Source organism: Extensimonas perlucida (assembly GCF_007655255.1).
In the GTDB taxonomy this organism is placed as follows: Bacteria; Pseudomonadota; Gammaproteobacteria; order Burkholderiales; family Burkholderiaceae_C; genus Extensimonas; species Extensimonas perlucida.
Genome location: NZ_VMYE01000001.1, coordinates 178,612 through 196,063, shown reverse-complemented (window position 1 = coordinate 196,063; position 17,452 = coordinate 178,612). Strand labels below are relative to the sequence as shown.

General features: G+C 65.8%; 16 protein-coding genes. 7 read left to right on the top strand and 9 right to left on the bottom strand.

The window, feature by feature from the left end:
• Positions 1-7: 7 nt before the first annotated feature.
• Both FK527_RS01110 and petA read right to left on the bottom strand, forming a co-directional pair.
• A complete protein-coding gene (locus FK527_RS01110; RefSeq protein WP_144728819.1) occupies positions 8-1,420 on the bottom strand; it encodes a cytochrome b in 1,413 nt (470 codons plus the stop codon).
• Positions 1,421-1,431: 11 nt separating this feature from the next.
• Positions 1,432-2,031, bottom strand: coding sequence for a ubiquinol-cytochrome c reductase iron-sulfur subunit (gene petA / locus FK527_RS01105; RefSeq protein ID WP_144728817.1), 600 nt, complete (start codon positions 2,029-2,031; stop codon positions 1,432-1,434).
• Positions 2,032-2,167: 136 nt separating this feature from the next.
• Here petA and mscL point away from each other — a divergent pair, with 136 nt between their 5' ends.
• Positions 2,168-2,614, top strand: coding sequence for a large conductance mechanosensitive channel protein MscL (mscL, locus tag FK527_RS01100; RefSeq protein WP_144728815.1), 447 nt, complete (start codon positions 2,168-2,170; stop codon positions 2,612-2,614).
• A gap of 40 nt (positions 2,615-2,654) precedes the next feature.
• Here mscL and FK527_RS01095 read toward each other — a convergent pair whose 3' ends face one another.
• The 3 genes from FK527_RS01095 to FK527_RS01085 all read right to left on the bottom strand — a co-directional run bounded on the left by FK527_RS01095 (position 2,655) and on the right by FK527_RS01085 (position 5,034).
• Complete coding sequence (locus FK527_RS01095) at positions 2,655-3,851, bottom strand: PdxA family dehydrogenase (RefSeq protein WP_144728813.1); 1,197 nt, start codon at positions 3,849-3,851, stop codon at positions 2,655-2,657.
• Positions 3,852-3,924: 73 nt separating this feature from the next.
• Positions 3,925-4,713: a Nif3-like dinuclear metal center hexameric protein gene (locus tag FK527_RS01090; RefSeq protein ID WP_425460388.1), complete on the bottom strand. Its 789-nt coding sequence runs from the start codon at positions 4,711-4,713 to the stop codon at positions 3,925-3,927.
• Between the two features lie 42 nt (positions 4,714-4,755).
• On the bottom strand, positions 4,756-5,034 hold the full coding sequence (locus tag FK527_RS01085; protein WP_144728809.1) for a hypothetical protein: 279 nt from the start codon (positions 5,032-5,034) through the stop codon (positions 4,756-4,758).
• Between the two features lie 350 nt (positions 5,035-5,384).
• On the opposite strand from FK527_RS01085, the gene hemA reads away from it, so the two are divergent.
• The 3 genes from hemA to prmC all read left to right on the top strand — a co-directional run bounded on the left by hemA (position 5,385) and on the right by prmC (position 8,862).
• Positions 5,385-6,683, top strand: a complete 1,299-nt coding sequence (hemA, locus tag FK527_RS01080; protein WP_144728807.1) for a glutamyl-tRNA reductase — start codon at positions 5,385-5,387, stop codon at positions 6,681-6,683.
• A gap of 126 nt (positions 6,684-6,809) precedes the next feature.
• Positions 6,810-7,907: a peptide chain release factor 1 gene (prfA, locus tag FK527_RS01075; protein ID WP_144728805.1), complete on the top strand. Its 1,098-nt coding sequence runs from the start codon at positions 6,810-6,812 to the stop codon at positions 7,905-7,907.
• A gap of 16 nt (positions 7,908-7,923) precedes the next feature.
• Entirely contained in the window at positions 7,924-8,862 is a 939-nt protein-coding gene (gene prmC, locus FK527_RS01070) for a peptide chain release factor N(5)-glutamine methyltransferase (RefSeq protein ID WP_186298350.1), read from the top strand.
• Here the strand turns inward: prmC and FK527_RS01065 are convergent.
• Complete coding sequence (locus tag FK527_RS01065) at positions 8,859-11,297, bottom strand: putative bifunctional diguanylate cyclase/phosphodiesterase (RefSeq protein ID WP_246072613.1); 2,439 nt, start codon at positions 11,295-11,297, stop codon at positions 8,859-8,861. The genes prmC and FK527_RS01065 overlap by 4 nt on opposite strands.
• 152 nt (positions 11,298-11,449) lie before the next feature.
• Between FK527_RS01065 and grxD the strand changes: the two genes are divergently transcribed.
• Together grxD and FK527_RS01055 are read left to right on the top strand one after the other, a co-directional pair.
• Positions 11,450-11,773: a Grx4 family monothiol glutaredoxin gene (grxD, locus tag FK527_RS01060; protein WP_144728803.1), complete on the top strand. Its 324-nt coding sequence runs from the start codon at positions 11,450-11,452 to the stop codon at positions 11,771-11,773.
• Between the two features lie 167 nt (positions 11,774-11,940).
• The gene (locus tag FK527_RS01055; RefSeq protein WP_144729398.1) at positions 11,941-12,948 is read left to right on the top strand and encodes an AAA family ATPase; all 1,008 of its coding nucleotides are present in this window, start codon (positions 11,941-11,943) and stop codon (positions 12,946-12,948) included.
• Positions 12,949-13,024: 76 nt separating this feature from the next.
• Here the strand turns inward: FK527_RS01055 and FK527_RS01050 are convergent, their stop codons facing one another.
• Together FK527_RS01050 and FK527_RS01045 are read right to left on the bottom strand one after the other, a co-directional pair.
• Positions 13,025-13,699: a lytic transglycosylase domain-containing protein gene (locus FK527_RS01050; protein ID WP_186298349.1), complete on the bottom strand. Its 675-nt coding sequence runs from the start codon at positions 13,697-13,699 to the stop codon at positions 13,025-13,027.
• A 4-nt stretch (positions 13,700-13,703) separates the two neighbouring features.
• Positions 13,704-15,449, bottom strand: a complete 1,746-nt coding sequence (locus FK527_RS01045) for a proline--tRNA ligase (RefSeq protein WP_144728801.1) — start codon at positions 15,447-15,449, stop codon at positions 13,704-13,706.
• 93 nt (positions 15,450-15,542) lie between these two features.
• Between FK527_RS01045 and FK527_RS01040 the strand changes: the two genes are divergently transcribed.
• Positions 15,543-16,259, top strand: a complete 717-nt coding sequence (locus FK527_RS01040) for an RNA pyrophosphohydrolase (RefSeq protein ID WP_144728799.1) — start codon at positions 15,543-15,545, stop codon at positions 16,257-16,259.
• 48 nt (positions 16,260-16,307) lie between these two features.
• On the opposite strand, the gene proB is transcribed toward FK527_RS01040, so the two are convergent.
• The gene (gene proB, locus FK527_RS01035; RefSeq protein ID WP_144728797.1) at positions 16,308-17,447 is read right to left on the bottom strand and encodes a glutamate 5-kinase; all 1,140 of its coding nucleotides are present in this window, start codon (positions 17,445-17,447) and stop codon (positions 16,308-16,310) included.
• Positions 17,448-17,452: the final 5 nt, after the last annotated feature.

Sequence of the window (17,452 nt, the reverse complement as noted above, 5' to 3'; positions counted from 1 at the left end):
CTCCGGCTCAGTGGGCGGCGAAGGTCACGCGCTCGGGCACGGGCTTGGGTTCGCCCAAGCGGCTCCACCAGGGCATGAGCAGGAAGAAACCGAAATAAAACAACGTACCGACTTGCGACACGCGCTCGCCAATCGGCGAAGGCGGCTGCACACCGAGGTAGCCGAGGATCAGGAAGTTGATCACGAACAGGCCGTAGAGGTATTTGTGCCAGCTCGGACGGTAGCGGATCGACTTGACCGGGCTGTTGTCGAGCCAGGGCAGGAAGAACAGGATGATCACGGCGCCGCCCATGGCCACCACGCCCCAGAACTTGGCGTCGATCGAGAGCATCATCGCGACCACGGCAATCGACGCCACGGCGATGATGCCCTTGAGAAAGCCCGCGAGCTTTGTTTTCACGATACCGAACAGGGCACCAAGCACCACGCAAGCGATGAGCGCATACACCATTTCGCTGGTGATGGCGCGCAGCATCGAGTAAAACGGCGTGAAGTACCACACCGGAGCGATGTGCAAGGGCGTCTGGAGCGGGTCGGCCGGAATGAAGTTGTTGTATTCGAGGAAATAACCGCCGGCTTCGGGCGCAAAGAAAATCACGGCCGCAAACACCATCAGGAACACGCCCACGCCGAACACGTCGTGCACGGTGTAGTACGGATGGAAGGGCACGCCGTCGAGCGGATGGCCTTTATCGTCCTTGGGCGCCTTAGGGCCTTTGATCTCGATGCCGTCGGGGTTGTTCGAGCCCACGTCGTGCAATGCAAGCAAGTGCGCCACGACCAGACCCAGCAGCACCAGCGGCACGGCGATCACATGAAAGCTGAAGAAGCGGTTCAGCGTGGCGTCGCTCACCACGTAGTCGCCGCGGATCAGCAGCGAAAGGTCGGGGCCTATGAAGGGAATCGCGGAAAACAGGTTCACGATCACCTGCGCACCCCAGTACGACATCTGGCCCCAGGGCAGCAGGTAGCCCATGAAGGCCTCGGCCATCAGGCACAGGAAGATCAGGCAGCCGAAGACCCACACGAGTTCGCGCGGCTTTTGGTAGCTGCCGTAGATCAGGCCGCGGTACATGTGCAGATACACCACGATGAAGAAGGCCGAGGCGCCCGTGGAGTGCATGTAGCGGATCAGCCAGCCCCAGGGCACGTCGCGCATGATGTATTCGACCGAGGCGAAGGCAAGGTTCGCATCGGGCTTGTAGTGCATCACGAGAAAGATACCCGTGACGATCTGGATCACCAGCACCAGCAGCGCGAGCGAGCCGAAGATGTACCAGAAGTTGAAGTTCTTGGGCGCGTAGTACTCCGACATGTGCACGCGGTAAGCGTCGAACAAGGTCGGAAAGCGGTTTTGCATCCAGTTGCCAAACTTGGCCCCCGCGGAAGCGTTGGGAGAGATTTCCTTGAATTCAGCCATGGGGTGCTCCTTCAGGCCTTCTTGTCTTCACCGACCAGCAGGCGCGTATCGGAGAGGTACATGTGCGGCGGGATTTCGAGGTTGTCGGGCGCGGGCTTGTTCTTGAAAACGCGCCCGGCCAAGTCGAAAGTGGAGCCATGACAGGGGCAGAGCCAGCCGCCGAGCCAATCATTGGGCAGCGAGGGTTGCGGCCCCGGCGTGAACTTGTCCGAAGGCGAGCAGCCCAGGTGCGTGCAAATGCCGATGGCGACGAAGACCTCGGGCTTGATCGAGCGCCACTCGTTGCGCGCGTAGGGCGGCGTGAATTGGTCTGGATTGCGCTCGGACTTGGGGTCTGCGAGTTCGGGGTCAAGCTTGGGCAGCGCCGCCAGTTGCTCGGGCGTGCGACGCACGATCCACACGGGCTTGCCGCGCCATTCCACGGTGATCTTTTCGCCCGGCTTGAGCGTGGAGATGTCCACCTCGACGGCGGCGCCGGCGGCCTTGGCGCGCTCCGAAGGCTGAAAGGTGCTCACAAAAGGTACGGCGGTTGCCACGCCGCCCACCACGCCGGCGCAGCTGGTCGCGATCAGCCACGTCCGTTTTTCGGAGTCGATGGGAGTGTCACTCATGGGATCCTCGATGAACATCGCTAGTTGGGGTCAGCCGGCAATTGTAGCGGAGCGCCTGGGGGTATTTGTCCGCATCCCCGGACGCACGATTTCGGTGATACTGGCGCCGCTTGGCACTATCGCAAAAGGAGTTCCCATGGGCATGATGCAAGAATTCAAGGAGTTTGCTGTTAAGGGCAACGTGATCGACCTCGCGGTGGGGGTGATCATCGGCGCAGCATTCGGCAAGATCGTCGATTCGGTGGTGGCCGACCTGATCATGCCCGTCGTCGGGATGGTGTTTGGCAAGCTCGACTTTTCCAACCTGTTCGTCGTGCTCGGCGAAGCGCCCGCGGGCACGGCGCACACGCTCGATGCGCTGCGCAAGGCGGGCGTGCCCGTGTTTGCGTATGGCAACTTCGTCACGGTGGCGGTGAATTTCATCATCCTCGCGTTCATCATTTTCATGATGGTCAAGCAGATCAACCGCTTCAAGCGCGAGACCCCGGCTGCAGCCCCGGCGTCTGCCGAGCCGCCGCCCACGCCCGAGGAAGTCGTGCTGCTGCGCGAGATCCGCGACAGCCTGCGTGGCGCTTCTAAATAAGTAGCTGGTAGCGCTCGTCCATAAAGCGCTACCGCCATTTTCAGCCTGATAACTGGCGCGCCATGCGCACCGCCGCGATCAGGCTCGCGGCGTTTGCCACGCCTTGGCCGGCGATATCGAAGGCCGTGCCATGGTCGGGGCTGGTGCGCACGAGCGGCAGGCCCAACGTCACGTTGACGCCCTGCTCCACGCCCAAGTATTTGACGGGGATCAGGCCCTGGTCGTGGTACATGGCGACGACCACGTCGAACTCGCCCACATGCGCGGGCGGCGCATGGCGCGCGCGCATGAACACCGTGTCCGGCGCAAACGGGCCCATCGCGTCGATTCCCTGCGCGCGCGCCTGCGCGATCGCCGGCGCGATGGCCTCGATCTCCTCGCGCCCGAACAGGCCCCCCTCGCCCGCATGCGGATTGAGCCCCGCCACCGCGATGCGCGCCGGGCGCCCCAAGCTGCGCTGCAAGGCGGCATGCGTGATCTGCAAGGTCTGCAGCACGTTTGCGGCCGTGACCGCGTCTATGGCCGCGCGCAGCGGCACGTGGATGCTCACGAGCACCGTGCGCAGCTCCTCATTGGCGAGCATCATGCGCACGGGCAGCTCCTGCGGCGCCACGCCTAGCAGCCTGTCGGACTTTGGAATCGTCGGCTGCGAATGCGCCGCAGCGGTCCATTTTTTACCGTCTTCTTGCCCCATAGCACCACTATGGGGCGGCGAATCCGGCAAAAACTGGCCTCGCTGGGGCCCATTCTCGCTATCGACGCCCAAAGTCCGACAGGCTGCTAGGTGCGCCGCGGCCTCGGCCTGCAGCAACTCGGTGTGGCCCGGGTAGGGGATGCCTGCGGCGGCCAGCGCCTCTTTGTGCAGCGGTGCGGTCACGAGGGCGGCGACTTCGCCGCGCAAGGCGGCGCGCGCGGCCCACAGCACGCAATCGGCCGCCGCGCGCCCGGCCGCGGCGCTCACCTGCCCCCAAGGCTGCGGCCCCGGCAAGCTCGGCAGCTGCAGCACGGGCAGGCAGCGCGGCGGCATCTGCAGCGCCTCGCCCGGTGTTTGCAGCAGGGCCACGGGCAACTCGGGCTGCCCTGGGCGCAAGAGGCACTGGGCGGCGCGGCGCAAGGTGGCCAGATCGCCGACGACGAAGCAGCCCTGCAGCACCTCGGGCGCGTCGCGGAAGGCTTTGGCGACGATTTCCGGGCCTATGCCTGCGGAGTCGCCCTGGGTGATGGCGATGGGTTTCATCGTGGTTTCGAAAGAAATATGGCCTTGGCGCAGATGCAGCAAGCGCAATCAGCTACTCTTTATGAAGCACCTGTCAGGCCGGATTGTCGATATCGATGAAGCGGTGCGCGAGCCCCCACTGCCGGGCGACATGCGCGGCCACGGCCGGCGCGCCGTAGCGCTCGGTCGCGTGGTGGCCCGCGGCGAGGTAGGCCACGCCGAGTTCGCGCGCCAGGTGCGCCTGCGGCTCGGAGATTTCGCCCGTCACGAAAGCCTGCGCGCCGGCGGCGACGGCGGCCTCGAAATAGCTCTGCGCGCCGCCCGTGCACCAGGCCACGCGCGTGATCGGCTGCGCTGCCGCTGCGCCAATCTCGGGCTGCACCAGCGTCACGAGGTGGCGCAGCACCTGCGCGACATGGTCGGCCAGCGCCCGCGCATCGGCATAGTGCACGGCGGCGACGCAGCCGAGGTCTTGCTCGCCAAAGCGCGCCAGGGGCCTCCAGCCGAGCTCGCACCCCAGGCGCACGTTGTTGCCCAGCTCGGCGTGCGCGTCCAGCGGCAGGTGGTAGGCGAACAGGTTGATGTCGTGCGCGAGCAGCAATTGCAGGCGCTGCTTCATCCAGCCCGTGACGCGCCCGTCCTGCCCGCGCCAGAACAGGCCGTGGTGCACGAAGAGCGCATCGGCGCGCGCGGCGATCGCGGCCTCGATCAGCGCCCGGCTCGCGGTGACACCGCTCACGATGCGGCAAATCTGCGCCTTGCCTTCGACCTGCAAGCCGTTCGGGCCGTAGTCCTTGAATCGCTCGGGCTGCAGCAGGCCGTCGAAGGCTTGCAACAGCTGCGTGCGGGAGATGCCGTGTATGCGGGTGTCCATGGCGGGCATTGTCTCGCAGTGTGCTTTGGCCCGCGGCCGACGCCGGAATGCTCAGCCGCGCCAGCCGCGCAGCAGCAGCCACTGGCTGCTCGCGCAGGCCAGCACCAGTGCGCCGTAGGTGAGCATCTTGCCGTCGCGCCCGAGCAGCACCAGCCCGGCCACGAGCACGGCCGCGCCTACTGCGAAAAAAATAGCTGCCTGAGCACGCCACGAGAGCGCTGGTGGCCTTTTTCGCATCAAAACCCGCGTGCCCGCGACGAGCAGCAGCGCCACGCCCGCGGCGGGCGCAAGGAAGTTCAGCAAATGGTCGAGGGCGGCGAGCAGGGGCATAGAGCCCAGATTGTCCATTAGGCGGTGCTTCGCACCTACGCGGGCGTTGGCGGACGTCTGACGGTCATTTTGGCCGCTGCAAAGAAACCCGTCATTGCGAGCCCCGCAGGGGCGCGGCAATCCAGTCCTGTCCATTGCGGTGTGCGCAGGCGCTGTTGCGAAGGCCCCATGGATTGCCGCCGGCCTTCGGCCCTCGCAATGACGGGAACGATCAGCCCGCGTCTTCATGAACAATCTGGGTTGAAAATTGATCGACATCAAGCCTTGTGCACATAGCGGGCCTTGCGTGCGCGCAGGCAAGGCATGGCGGGGTGCGGGCAAGGGGGGCGCAAATTTTATAATCCGCCTCCATGGCAGTCTGGGCCCTGGGCATCAACCACACCACTGCGCCGCTCGATCTGCGCGGCCGCTTTGCCTTTGCGCTCGACCAGATCGCGCCCACGTTGCAAAGCCTGCGCCAGACGCTCGCGGGCAAGGGGCCCCATCCGCAGGTCGAAACCGCGCTGCTCTCCACCTGCAACCGCACCGAGATTTACTGCGCGGGCGAGCAGCCCGCGCTCGAGCACACGCTGGACTGGCTTGCGCACAGCGGCGGCGTGCGCCCCGAGTTGCTGCGCGCGCACATCTACACCTTCAAGGACGCCTTGGCCGCGCGCCACGCCTTTCGCGTCGCAAGCGGGCTCGACTCCATGGTGCTGGGCGAGGCGCAGATCCTCGGCCAGATGAAGGACGCCGTGCGCGCCGCCGAGGCTGCGGGCGCGCTGGGCAGCACGCTGAACCAACTCTTTCAGCGCAGCTTTGCCGTCGCCAAGGAAGTGCGCAGTTCCACCGAAATCGGCGCGCACAGCATCAGCATGGCCGCGGCGGCGGTGCGCCTGGCGGGGCAATTGTTCGAAGACCTGGAAAAAATCCGCGTGCTGTTCGTCGGCGCGGGCGAGATGATCACGCTCGCGGCGACGCACTTTGCCGCGAAAAACCCGCGCGCCATCGCCATCGCGAATCGCACGCTCGAGCGCGGCGAGCAGCTTGCCACGCGCTTTGGCGGCGAGGCGCTGCGCCTGGCCGACCTGCCCGAGCGCCTGCACGAGTTCGACGCCATCGTGAGCTGCACCGCGAGCAGCCTGCCCATCATCGGCCTGGGCGCGGTCGAGCGCGCGCTCAAAAAACGCCGCCACCGTCCCATGTTCATGGTCGATCTGGCCGTGCCGCGCGACATCGAGCCCGAGGTCAAACAGCTCGGTGACGTGTACCTCTACACCGTCGATGACCTCGCTGGCGTGGTGCAGACCGGCCAGGCGCAGCGCCAAGCCGCGGTCGCACAGGCCGAGGCCATCATCGATGCGGGCGTGCAGAGCTTTCAGCGCTGGCTCGAGCAGCGCAACCCCACACGCGGCGTGGTGCCGCTGATCCAGCAGCTCAACACCCAGGCCGAAGAGTGGCGCGCCGTCGAACTTGCGCGCGCCAAAAAGCGTCTGGCCAAGGGCGAAGACCTGGACGCCGTGCTCGAGGGCCTGGCGCGCGGCCTCACGCAAAAAATGCTGCACGGCGCGCTCGCCGAGCTGCACGCGGGCGACGCCGCCACGCGCGCGCAGACGGCGCAGACCGTGGCGCGCCTGTTCTTGCGCTCGCAAAGCAAGAACAGCCTGTAGCGGCCCTGCCCGCTGCGGCGGCCCCGCGCCCGCCCTCTTTCCCTGTTTTCAAGCCAAAATGACACAAAACGCTTGTGTAGAAAGCGCAAGCAGCTATCACAAAAATAGCAAAAGAATGTTCCCTGCATGAAACCCTTTCTCCGCCACCAGCTCGAACGCTACGCCCAGCGCCTGGCCGAGCTCGACTTTCTGCTCTCGCGCGAAGACATCATGGCCGACATGGCGCAGTACCGCCTGCTCTCGCGCGAGCATGCCGAAGTCACGCAGATCGCGGGCCGCTACGCACGCTTGCGCCAGCGTGAGGCCGACCTGGCCGAGGCGCGCGCGCTGCTCGCCGACCCCGCGCAAGCCGAGCTGGCCGAGATGGCGCAAGAGGAAATCGCCGCCGCCGAGGCCGACATCGCGCAACTCGAAGCCGAGCTGCAACGCCTGCTGCTGCCCAAAGACCCCGATGACGCGCGCAACGCCTTCGTCGAAATCCGCGCGGGCACCGGCGGCGACGAGTCTGCCCTGTTCGCCGGCGACCTGGCGCGCATGTACACGCGCTACGCGGCCAGCAAAGGCTGGCGGGTCGAGGTCATGAGCGCCAACGAAAGCGAGCTCGGCGGCTACAAGGAAGTCGTGCTGCGCATCGAGGGCGATCACGTGTACGGCGCGCTGCGCTTCGAGTCGGGCGGCCACCGCGTGCAGCGCGTGCCCCAAACCGAGACGCAAGGGCGCATCCACACCAGCGCCTGCACCGTGGCCGTGCTGCCCGAGCCCGACGAGGCGCAGGCCGTGCAGATCAACCCGGCCGACTTGCGCATAGACACCTTCCGCGCGAGCGGCGCCGGCGGCCAGCACATCAACAAGACCGACTCCGCCGTGCGCATCACGCACCTGCCCACGGGCATCGTCGCCGAATGCCAGGACGACCGCAGCCAGCACCGCAACAAGGCCAAGGCCCTGCAAGTGCTGCAGGCGCGCATCCAGGAAAAGGAGCGCAGCGAGCGCGCCGCCAAGGACGCCGCCACGCGCAAGGGCCTGATCGGCAGCGGCGACCGCAGCGACCGCATCCGCACCTACAACTTCCCGCAGGGGCGCGTGACCGACCACCGCATCAACCTCACGCTCTACAAGCTCGACCGCGTCATGGAAGGCGACCTCGACGAACTGCTGCAAGCGCTCGCGCATGCGCGCGAGGCCGAGCAACTGGCCGAACTCGAAGCCGTGGGCGCGGCCTGAGCCGCGCGGTGCTGTCATGCAGGAATCCAAGCAAAATTGGCCGCAATCCAAGGCGCATCAAGCGCAAGCAGCTATTTATTCAGAAGCAATCACGCCGCCCACGCCCGCCGCTGCGCTCGCCTGGGCGCAGGCGCGCGGGCTCACGCGGCTGGACGCGCAGGTGCTGCTGCTGCACGCGCTGGGCCGCTCCAGTGCCGACCGCGCCTGGCTGCTCGCGCACGACCGCGACCCGCTGCCCGCGGCCTGCCTTGCGCAATTCGCCGCACTGTGCCAGCGCCGCGCCGCGGGCGAACCCGTGGCCTACCTCACCGGCGTGAAGGAGTTTTACGGCCTGCCGCTCGCCATAGACGCGCGCGTGCTCGACCCGCGCCCCGACACCGAGGTGCTCGTCGACTGGGCGCTCGAAGTGCTCGCGGGCCGCGCTGCGCCGCGCGTGCTCGATTTGGGCACGGGCAGCGGCGCGATCGCCCTCGCGCTGCAGCACCAGCGCCCCGACGCGCAGGTGCTCGCCGTCGATGCGAGCGCCGACGCGCTCGCCGTAGCCCAGGCCAACGCGCGGCGCCTCGCGCTGCCCGTGCAATTCATGCAAAGCGATTGGCTCGAAGGCGTGCGCGGCAGCTTCGACCTCATCGTCGCCAACCCGCCCTACATCGCCGCAGACGACCCGCACCTGCCCACGCTGCGCCACGAGCCCTCGCAGGCGCTGGTCAGCGGCGCGCAAGGGCTGGATGACCTGCGCCGCATCGTCGCCGACGCGCCACGGCACCTGGCGCCCGGTGGCTGGCTGCTGCTCGAACACGGCTGGGACCAGGCCGCCGCCGTGCGCGAGTTGCTGCATGCGCAGGGTTTGGTGCAGGTGCAATCACGCCGCGACCTCGGCAGTCATGAGCGCTGCAGCGGCGCGCAGAAAGCGGCGCGCGCCCAGGGCTCGCAGGCAGGGCCTCCCTGCGCTTAAGCAGGCACGGCGGCTTCCTGCTCCGCGAGCACTTCCTCGATCGGCCGCGGCTTGGCCACCGCGTAGCCTTGCGCGTAGTCCACGCCCAGCGCGCGCAGCGCCTGCACATGGCCCGGCGTCTCGACGAATTCGGCGATGGTGCGCTGGCCCAGCACATGGCCTATGCGATGGATGGCGTCCACCATGGCTGCACTCGCCCGGTCCTCGAGCATGTCACGCACGAAGCTGCCATCGATCTTGAGAAAGTCCACCTCCAGCTGTTTGAGGTAGCCGAACGAGGACATGCCCGAGCCAAAATCGTCGAGCGAGAACCGGCAACCCAGCTGCCGCAGCCGCTTGATGAGGCGCACGGCCGTGGGCAAGTGGGCGATGGCGCTGGTTTCGGTGATCTCGAAACACAACTGGCGCGGGTCCACGCCAAAATGGCTGAACTGATCGAGCAGAAAATCCAGCAAGTCCTCACCCCCGAGGCTGGCACCTGAAAGATTGATCGAACAAGTGTGCACCGGCTGCATCTTCGCCTGCCTTGCATGCTGCGCCAGGCGCGCAAACACATGCTGCACCACCCAGCGGTCTATATCCGGCATCAGGCCGTAAGTTTCTGCCGCGGGGATGAAGCTCCCCGGCGGTACCAGCTGTCCATCCTCGTCGTGCAGACGCAGCAGCACCTCGAAATGCAAACCCCGCCGCTCGGAATGCAAGGGCGCGATGGCCTGCGCATAAAGACAAAACCGGTCTTGCGCGAACGCCTTGCGCAGTCGCTGCACCCAATGCATGTGGCCCACGCGCTGCAGCACTTGCGCGTCGTCGGGCTGGTACAGATACACCATGTTGCGCCCCAGCTCCTTGGCGCGATAGCAGGCCACGTCCACCACACGCAGCACCTCTTGCACGCTGTCGAGTTCGGGTGTGAGTTCGACCAGACCAATGCTCAGGGTGGTGGTGAACTCCTGTCCATCCCATTGCAGCTTGCACGCCTGCACCGCCAGCCGCATTTGATCGGCCAATCGCGCCGCCATCAGGGGCGGGCACCCAGGCAGCAAGATGCCGAATTCGTCTCCACCGAGCCGCGCCAGAACGTCATCGGCGCGCAGATTTGCCTGAAGCTCGCCGCTGATCTTGCGCAGCATGGCATCGCCCGCCTGGTGCCCGCAGGTGTCATTGATCACCTTGAATTGGTCGAGATCGACATACAGCACCGCCCCTGCCGGCTGCGCCTGCTTCGATGAGGCCAGCAAGGCTTCCAGGCGCCGCTCGAACTCGCGCCGGTTGACCAGCCCCGTCAGGTCATCATGGGTGGCCTTCCAGGTGATTTGCTCCAGATAGTCTTGCTCCCGCGTGACATCGCGCAGCACCAAGCCCACCCCGGAAGGCCTACCACGCACTTGCAAAAGTGCAACGGTGAGTTGCACGACCCGCCTCTTCCCGTCGGGACGCATCAGATGCCAGGAATGCTTGTCCTCTTGCGCCAGCTCCCCTTGCTGCACATGTTCGAGCAGGCGTGCCACTTCAGCAGCCGGATGAACACTGCTGTCAAACCGCAGCCACTGCGCGAGGCTGCGCTGACGCACCTTGCGGAACCTTATCCCGAGCATGCGCTTCGCAGCCGGGTTCATGTAGAGCGCTAGACCTTGTGTATCCAAAGCAATCACACCGTCTGCAATCGCTCCCAGGGTCAATTGGGCCCCTTGCCTTTCGATGGTCAAATCGTGTTCCATCTTGCGCTGGCGCTGCAGCAAAATGTCCACCCGCAGCAATGCAAAGCCGACGACCGCCATCGCCGCCAATCCGTTGAAGACCAGCAGGATCACGACGATCCTGCGCGCACTTTCCCCCAGCGACCGATTGAATGCCAGAATCCCGGGCAGCATGAGCCGATGGAGCGTATCAATCTGCTCACGCCACTGCTGCACCATCGCCTTGCCAGCCAGCGGGTCGGCTTGGCGCGCCGCCCGAATTTCATCGGCCAAGGCTTGTACCTGATCGAGGTACTTTTCGCCTATCACCCATTGCCTGACCGGCTCGCGCACGAGCTCGAAATTCCAGAAGGTACTCAGCAGCCAGATCACGCCGTCGAGATCGTCGGGATGGTTGCCCGCCTCGATGAAGCCCCTGCGCATCACCTCGTAGCTGGGCGCAGGAGACTCCAAGGAGAGCCGTGCATCGCGTTCCGCCAAAGGAATCGCCAGATTGTTTTGGTACGCCCGAAAGTCATCTTCGCGCCCATATGCGGCATAACGGTCGAGGTAATACAGAGCGTCTTTCTGCCCCAACACCCACAGGACCTCTCCGCCGGTCAAGGCGCGCACCGCCGACAAGGCGTAAATACTGGCGCCAGCCAACACCGCCTGCAGCAGCGCCAACAGCAAAAATGGCCAGACTACCCGCAGCGACTCGCGCAGACGTGTGGTGGTTTCGGAGAGAAAAATGGGCACGGTCGAGATTTTGTAGCAAAAATATGCTGTTTTGAGGGAGCAATTCGGCCCCGCAGCCGCCTCTCATGCCTTTAGGCTGCATGTCAAAGCCGTCGATGAAATAATCCTGCACCTCTATCTCTGATTCCTGATTCTTAAAGGACACCCACCCCATGACCGACACCCAGCAACGCATCAACGACCTCGTCCAGTCCAAGGACATCGTGCTCTTCATGAAGGGCACGGCGAGCTTTCCCATGTGCGGCTTTTCGGGCCGCGCGATCCAGATCCTCAAGGCCTGCGGGGTCGATCCGCAGCACCTGACCACCGTCAACGTGCTCGAGGACGAAGCCATCCGCCAGGGCATCAAGGAATACAGCCACTGGCCCACCATTCCGCAGCTCTACGTCAAAGGCGAGTTCATCGGCGGCTCAGACATCATGATGGAAATGTACGAGTCGGGCGAACTGCAGCGCCTGATCGAACAAGCCCACTGAAGATCCGCTCCTTGCCAAAAAGCCGCCGGCAGGCGGTTTTTGTTTTGGAGGGCGGTCCGGCACTGTTTTCCGCCTGACGCCGCCTTTCGCTTTCAGGGTTTTCCTGGCCTGCAAAACGGGCATGTTTTGTGCTTGAATAACCGCATCGTTTGCCAGAGGAGCACATGATGCAAGAACAAAGCCTTGTTCCCCCATCCTCCGTTTTGCGCCTGCCGGTGGCGCAGATGCGCCACGTGTTTTCCCCCGCCGAGGTCGAGCGCAAGCTCGCGCGGCTGCAGGAGTCGGGCAGCCAGCGCGAATACGACAACCTGCGCAGCGTCTATGAACGCATGCTAGAGCGCGGCCCAGAGCGCTTCCAGGTCAAACCCGCCGGCGTGCCCGACATGGCCGCGCTGTATGAGGCGCTACCCAACTTCAGCGCCGTGCTCGACGACGTGAAGCGCCACGTCGCGCTCGCGCAGGACAGCAGCGACGGCCTCGAAGTCACGCCCATGCTGCTGCTGGGCCCGCCCGGTATAGGCAAGACCCATTTCGCGCGCCAGTTGGCCGAATTGCTCGGCACGGGTATGAACCTGCTGCCCATGAGCTCGATGACGGCGGGCTGGCTGCTCTCGGGCGCCTCGTCGCAGTGGCGCGGCGCGCGCCCGGGCAAGGTGTTCGAGGCGCTGGTCGAGGGGGAGTACGCGAACCCCGTGATCGTCGTCGATGAAATCGACAAAGCGAGCGGCGACGCGCAGTACGACCCCCTGGGCGCGCTCTACAGCCTGCTCGAGCACGACACGGCGCAGAGCTTTACCGACGAATTTGCCGAGGTTGCCATAGACGCGAGCCAGGTCATCTGGATCACCACGGCCAACGACAGCCGCAGCATTCCCGACCCCATTCTGAACCGCATGAACGTGTTCGAAGTCGATGCGCCCACGCTCGACCAGGCCCGCACGATCGCGCGCAAGCTCTACCAGGGCATCCGCGCGGGGCACGACTGGGGCCGCCTGCTCGACCCCGAGCCGCTTGATGACGTGCTCGATGTGCTCGCACAGATGCCGCCGCGCGAAATGCGCCGCGCGCTCATGACGGGCTTTGGCAACGCTCGGCTCGACCAGCGCGCGAGCGTGCTCGTGGCCGACCTGCCTAAGGCCGCCGCAGGGCGCAGCCGCATAGGCTTCATGCAGTGAACATTGCCGCGCCGCGGGCTGCAAACGCTCAAAGGTCGTGCCCCGGCGCCGTAGGCAACGGTGGTCTTTTGCGCTTTCAGGCCGCCGCGTACATGCGGTCTTCGAACAACCACTTGCGCTGCGCGCCCAGCACCGCCGTCGGGTACGGCGCCTGGCCGCGGCTGCCGTTGTAGCGGCCCAGCGCGAGAAAAAGGTTGCCGCGCTCGCGCTCCAGGTAGTGGCGCAGGATCACGCAACCAAAGCGCAGATTGGTCTGCATGTGAAACAGCTTGCCCGCGTCACCGTCGCCGATCAGGCGCGCCCAAAATGGCATAACCTGCATGTAACCGCGCGCCCCCACGCTAGAGACGGCGTACTTGCGAAAGCCGCTCTCGACCTGGATCAAACCAAGTACCAAGGACACGTCCAGCCCCGCGCGCCTGGACTCGTACCACACGGTCTGCAAAAAGTCGCGCCGCTGCTCCCATTGCGGCTTGCGGCTGCGCAGGCGGTCGCTCATGGTGCCCAGCCAGCGCAGGTAACGGATGCGCGCATCGGTGCTCGCAAATTCGGGCTCCGGCGGTGCCGAGTTGCTCACGGCCAGGTGCAGCGCGGTGCGCACCGAGTCCGCAAGCGGCTCCTCGATCTGTCCGCCCGCGTGCGCCGCCTGCGGCGCGGCCAGCCAGGCTGCAGGCGCGCCCAGGGCCGCCAGGCAGGCACGCCGCGACACGCCTGCGCTCAAAGCCCTGTTTGCGCTGCGCAGGGTGCCCATGCCGTCATGCCCGCATGCGGCCCTCAAGGTGGGCCAGAATGTCCGCGAGCGCCACCTTGGTAGCCACCGTGTCGCGGCGATGCTGGTATTCGACCTGCGCCTCCTTCAGACCACGCTCGGACAGCACGATGCGATGCGGCACGCCGATCAGCTCCCAGTCGGCAAACATCGCACCCGGGCGCTCGCCGCGGTCGTCGAGCAGCACATCGATGCCAGCGGCGCACAAGTCGGCATAGAGCTTTTCTGCCGCGGCGCGCACGGTCTCGCTGCGCTCCATGCCGATGGGGCAGATCACGGCCGTGAACGGCGCAATGGCGTCGGGCCAGATGATGCCGCGCTCGTCGTGGTTTTGTTCGATGGCCGCGGCCGGCAAGCGCGTGATGCCTATACCGTAGCAGCCCATCTCGAAGTGCCGCGGCTTGCCGTTTTCATCCAAAAACGTAGCGTTCATCGCGCGACTGTATTTGGTCCCGAGGTAAAACACATGGCCGACTTCAATGCCGCGCTCGATCGCGAGCTCGCCTTTGCCGTCGGGCGAGCGGTCGCCCGCGACCACGTTGCGCAGGTCGGCCACGGCGTCGGGCTCTGGCAGGTCGCGCACCCAGTTCACGCCGCGCAGGTGGTGGTTCTCTGCGTTCGCGCCGCAGATCCAGTCGGCCATCAGCGCCACCTCACGGTCCGCCACCACTTTGACCGGCTTTTGCAAGCCGATCGGGCCCAAATAGCCGGGTTTGCAGCCGAAGTGCGCCTCGATCTCGGCCTGCGTGGCAAAGCGAAAACCCTGATCCAGCCCCGCCACCTTGCCGACCTTGACCTCGTTCATGTCGTGGTCGCCGCGCAGCAGCAGCAGCCAGATCTGCGTGCCGACGATGTCGCCCGCCTCGTTCGTGCGGTCGGTCGCGAGCACCAGGGACTTCACCGTGCTCGCAAGCGGCACGCCGAGCAGTTGGGCCACTTCGGCGCAGGTGCTCTTGCCGGGCGTCGGCACTTTTTGCAGCGGCTGCGTGGCGGCCGGGCGCGGGCCCTGCGGCGCGAGCGCCTCGGCCTTTTCCATGTTGGCGGCGTAGTCGCTCTGCGGGCAATAGACGATCGCGTCCTCGCCCGTCGCGGCGATCACCTGGAATTCCTCGCTCAAGTCCCCGCCGATGGCACCGCTGTCCGCCGCCACGGCACGGTAGCGCAGGCCGAAACGGTCGAAAATGCGCCGGTACGCCTGCGCCATGGCCTGGTAGCTGGTCTGCGCGCCCGCCGGGTCGCGGTCGAAGCTGTAGGCGTCCTTCATGACGAACTCGCGCCCGCGCATGAGGCCGAAACGCGGCCTGCGCTCGTCGCGGAACTTGGTCTGGATCTGGTAGAAGTTCTTGGGCAGCTGCTTGTAGCTGTGCAATTCCTGGCGTGCAATGTCGGTCACCACCTCTTCGCTCGTGGGCTGCACGACGTAGTCGCGCCCATGGCGGTCCTTGATGCGCAGCAACTCGGGGCCCATGGCGTCGAAGCGCCCCGTCTCCTGCCACAGCTCGGCCGGCTGCACCACGGGCATGCACAGCTCCACCGCGCCTGCGCGGTTCATTTCTTCGCGCACGATGGCCTCGACCTTGCGGATCACGCGCAGCCCCAAGGGCATGTAGTTGTAGATGCCGGCGCTCAATTTCTTGATGAGGCCGGCGCGCAGCATGAGCTTGTGGCTCACCACTTCGGCGTCGGCCGGGGCTTCTTTGAGGGTGGAAATGAAGAATTGGGAGGCTTTCATCGAGCGGGATTTCAGTCTGTTCAGACCCGTCCTCTTGCCGCGCACGGGGCGCTGTGCATAATGGACACAGTTCAAAAATTTTGGGGTTTGATTATGCTTGACCGGGACGGCTTTCGGCCGAACGTCGGCATCATCCTGCTCAACCAGAAAAACCAGGTGTTCTGGGGCAAACGCATACGCACCCACAGCTGGCAATTCCCGCAGGGCGGCATAGACCGGGGCGAAAGCCCCGAGCAGGCCATGTACCGCGAATTGCACGAAGAGGTGGGTCTGCACCCCCAGCATGTACGCCTTGTGGCCCGCACGCGGGACTGGTTGCGCTACGAGGTGCCAGACCGGTACATCCGCCGCGAATCGCGCGGACACTACAGGGGCCAGAAACAGATCTGGTATCTGCTGCAACTGCTCGGCTACGACTGGGACTTGAACCTGCGCGCCACCGACCATCCAGAGTTCGACGCCTGGCGTTGGAACGACTATTGGGTGCCGCTCGACGTGGTGGTGGAGTTCAAGCGCGGCGTCTATGAAATGGCGCTGACGGAGCTCGCGCGCTACCTGCCGCGCAACGAGCAACAGCGCAACCGCTATCTGCGCAGCAGCATGCGCGGCCCCCGCGACATGGCTGAACGCCGTGAGATCGGCGACGCACCGCGCACCGACGCCCTGCAGCGCATGGGCTCTTTGCTGGTCGGCCCCGGCGTGGAGTTGCCGCCGGGCGCGAGCTTCGACCCTGATCCGCAAAAGAGTATTACAGCCCCCGCCGCGCCACGTGCGGCGGCTGGCCCGCACGTGGCCAAGACTGCCGGTTGACAAACCCTGCCTCGCGCCAGCCAGCTGGGCGGGGCCGTCGCATCCAGCTCAAGCGGCTGTAAGCACCAGGTTGTCGCGGTGCACCATTTCGGGCTCGGCCTGGTAGCCGAGCAGCTTTTCGAATTCGGACGAGGGCTTGCGGCACAACAAGCGCGCCTCGGCGCTCGCGTAGTTTGCAAGGCCGCGCGCAATCTCGCGCCCCTCAGGGTCGCGCACGGCGATCACGTCACCGCGCGAAAAATCACCCTCCACCGCCGTCATGCCAATCGGCAGCAGGCTCTTGCCCTCGGCGCGCAGCTTGGCCGCAGCACCCGCGTCCACGGTCACCGCGCCGCGCAGCTGCAGGTGGTCGGCCATCCACTGCTTGCGCGCCTGCAGTTTCGGCGTCTGCGCCAGGAGCAAGCTGCCTATGGATTCGCCCTGCGCCAAGCGCAATAGCACGTCGGGCTCGCGCCCCCAGGCAATCACGGTGGAGGCGCCCGAGCCTGCCGCGCGCTTGGCCGCGAGGATTTTCGTGATCATGCCGCCCTTGCCTATGCTCGAGCCTGCACCGCCAGCCATGGCCTCGAGCGCGGGGTCGCCCGCCTGCGCCTCGTGCACGAACTGCGCGGCAGGGTCGCGGCGCGGGTCGGCCGTGTAAAGCCCTTTCTGGTCGGTGAGGATCACGAGCACGTCGGCTTCGATCAGGTTCGCCACGAGCGCGCCCAGCGTATCGTTGTCGCCAAACTTGATCTCGTCGTTGACGACGGTGTCGTTTTCGTTGATGACCGGCACCACGCCAAGACGCAGCAGCGTCAGCAGGGTGGAGCGCGCGTTCAGGTAGCGCTCGCGGTCGGCCAGGTCGGCGTGCGTGAGCAAGACCTGTGCGCTGCCCATGCCCTGCTCGCGCAACTTGGTTTCGTACATTTGCGCCAGGCCCATCTGCCCCACGGCGGCCGCGGCCTGCAGTTCGTGCACCAGTTTCGGGCGCGTGCTCCAGCCCAGCCGCTTCATGCCTTCGGCGATGGCGCCACTCGACACCAGCACCACCTCGCGGCGCACGCCATCGGCACCACGTACCAGCGCCGCGAGCTGGCGGCTCCATTCGCCCATGGCGGCCTCGTCGAGACCGCGGCCTTCGTTGGTGACTAGGCTCGAGCCCACCTTGACCACCCAGCGCCGGGCGTCGCGCAATACATTCACAGCCATTTTTA

What these genes read in the sequence shown, in the direction of transcription:
- FK527_RS01040 (WP_144728799.1), top strand. Translation starts at nt 15,543, where the DNA reads ATGCTTGACCGGGACGGCTTTCGGCCGAACGTCGGCATCATCCTGCTC.
- petA (WP_144728817.1), bottom strand. Translation starts at nt 2,031, where the DNA reads ATGAGTGACACTCCCATCGACTCCGAAAAACGGACGTGGCTGATCGCG.
- FK527_RS01050 (WP_186298349.1), bottom strand. Translation starts at nt 13,699, where the DNA reads ATGGGCACCCTGCGCAGCGCAAACAGGGCTTTGAGCGCAGGCGTGTCG.
- FK527_RS01055 (WP_144729398.1), top strand. Translation starts at nt 11,941, where the DNA reads ATGCAAGAACAAAGCCTTGTTCCCCCATCCTCCGTTTTGCGCCTGCCG.
- prfA (WP_144728805.1), top strand. Translation starts at nt 6,810, where the DNA reads ATGAAACCCTTTCTCCGCCACCAGCTCGAACGCTACGCCCAGCGCCTG.
- proB (WP_144728797.1), bottom strand. Translation starts at nt 17,447, where the DNA reads ATGGCTGTGAATGTATTGCGCGACGCCCGGCGCTGGGTGGTCAAGGTG.
- FK527_RS01045 (WP_144728801.1), bottom strand. Translation starts at nt 15,449, where the DNA reads ATGAAAGCCTCCCAATTCTTCATTTCCACCCTCAAAGAAGCCCCGGCC.
- FK527_RS01095 (WP_144728813.1), bottom strand. Translation starts at nt 3,851, where the DNA reads ATGAAACCCATCGCCATCACCCAGGGCGACTCCGCAGGCATAGGCCCG.
- hemA (WP_144728807.1), top strand. Translation starts at nt 5,385, where the DNA reads ATGGCAGTCTGGGCCCTGGGCATCAACCACACCACTGCGCCGCTCGAT.
- grxD (WP_144728803.1), top strand. Translation starts at nt 11,450, where the DNA reads ATGACCGACACCCAGCAACGCATCAACGACCTCGTCCAGTCCAAGGAC.
- FK527_RS01090 (WP_425460388.1), bottom strand. Translation starts at nt 4,713, where the DNA reads ATGCCCGCCATGGACACCCGCATACACGGCATCTCCCGCACGCAGCTG.
- FK527_RS01110 (WP_144728819.1), bottom strand. Translation starts at nt 1,420, where the DNA reads ATGGCTGAATTCAAGGAAATCTCTCCCAACGCTTCCGCGGGGGCCAAG.
- FK527_RS01085 (WP_144728809.1), bottom strand. Translation starts at nt 5,034, where the DNA reads ATGCCCCTGCTCGCCGCCCTCGACCATTTGCTGAACTTCCTTGCGCCC.
- mscL (WP_144728815.1), top strand. Translation starts at nt 2,168, where the DNA reads ATGGGCATGATGCAAGAATTCAAGGAGTTTGCTGTTAAGGGCAACGTG.
- prmC (WP_186298350.1), top strand. Translation starts at nt 7,924, where the DNA reads ATGCAGGAATCCAAGCAAAATTGGCCGCAATCCAAGGCGCATCAAGCG.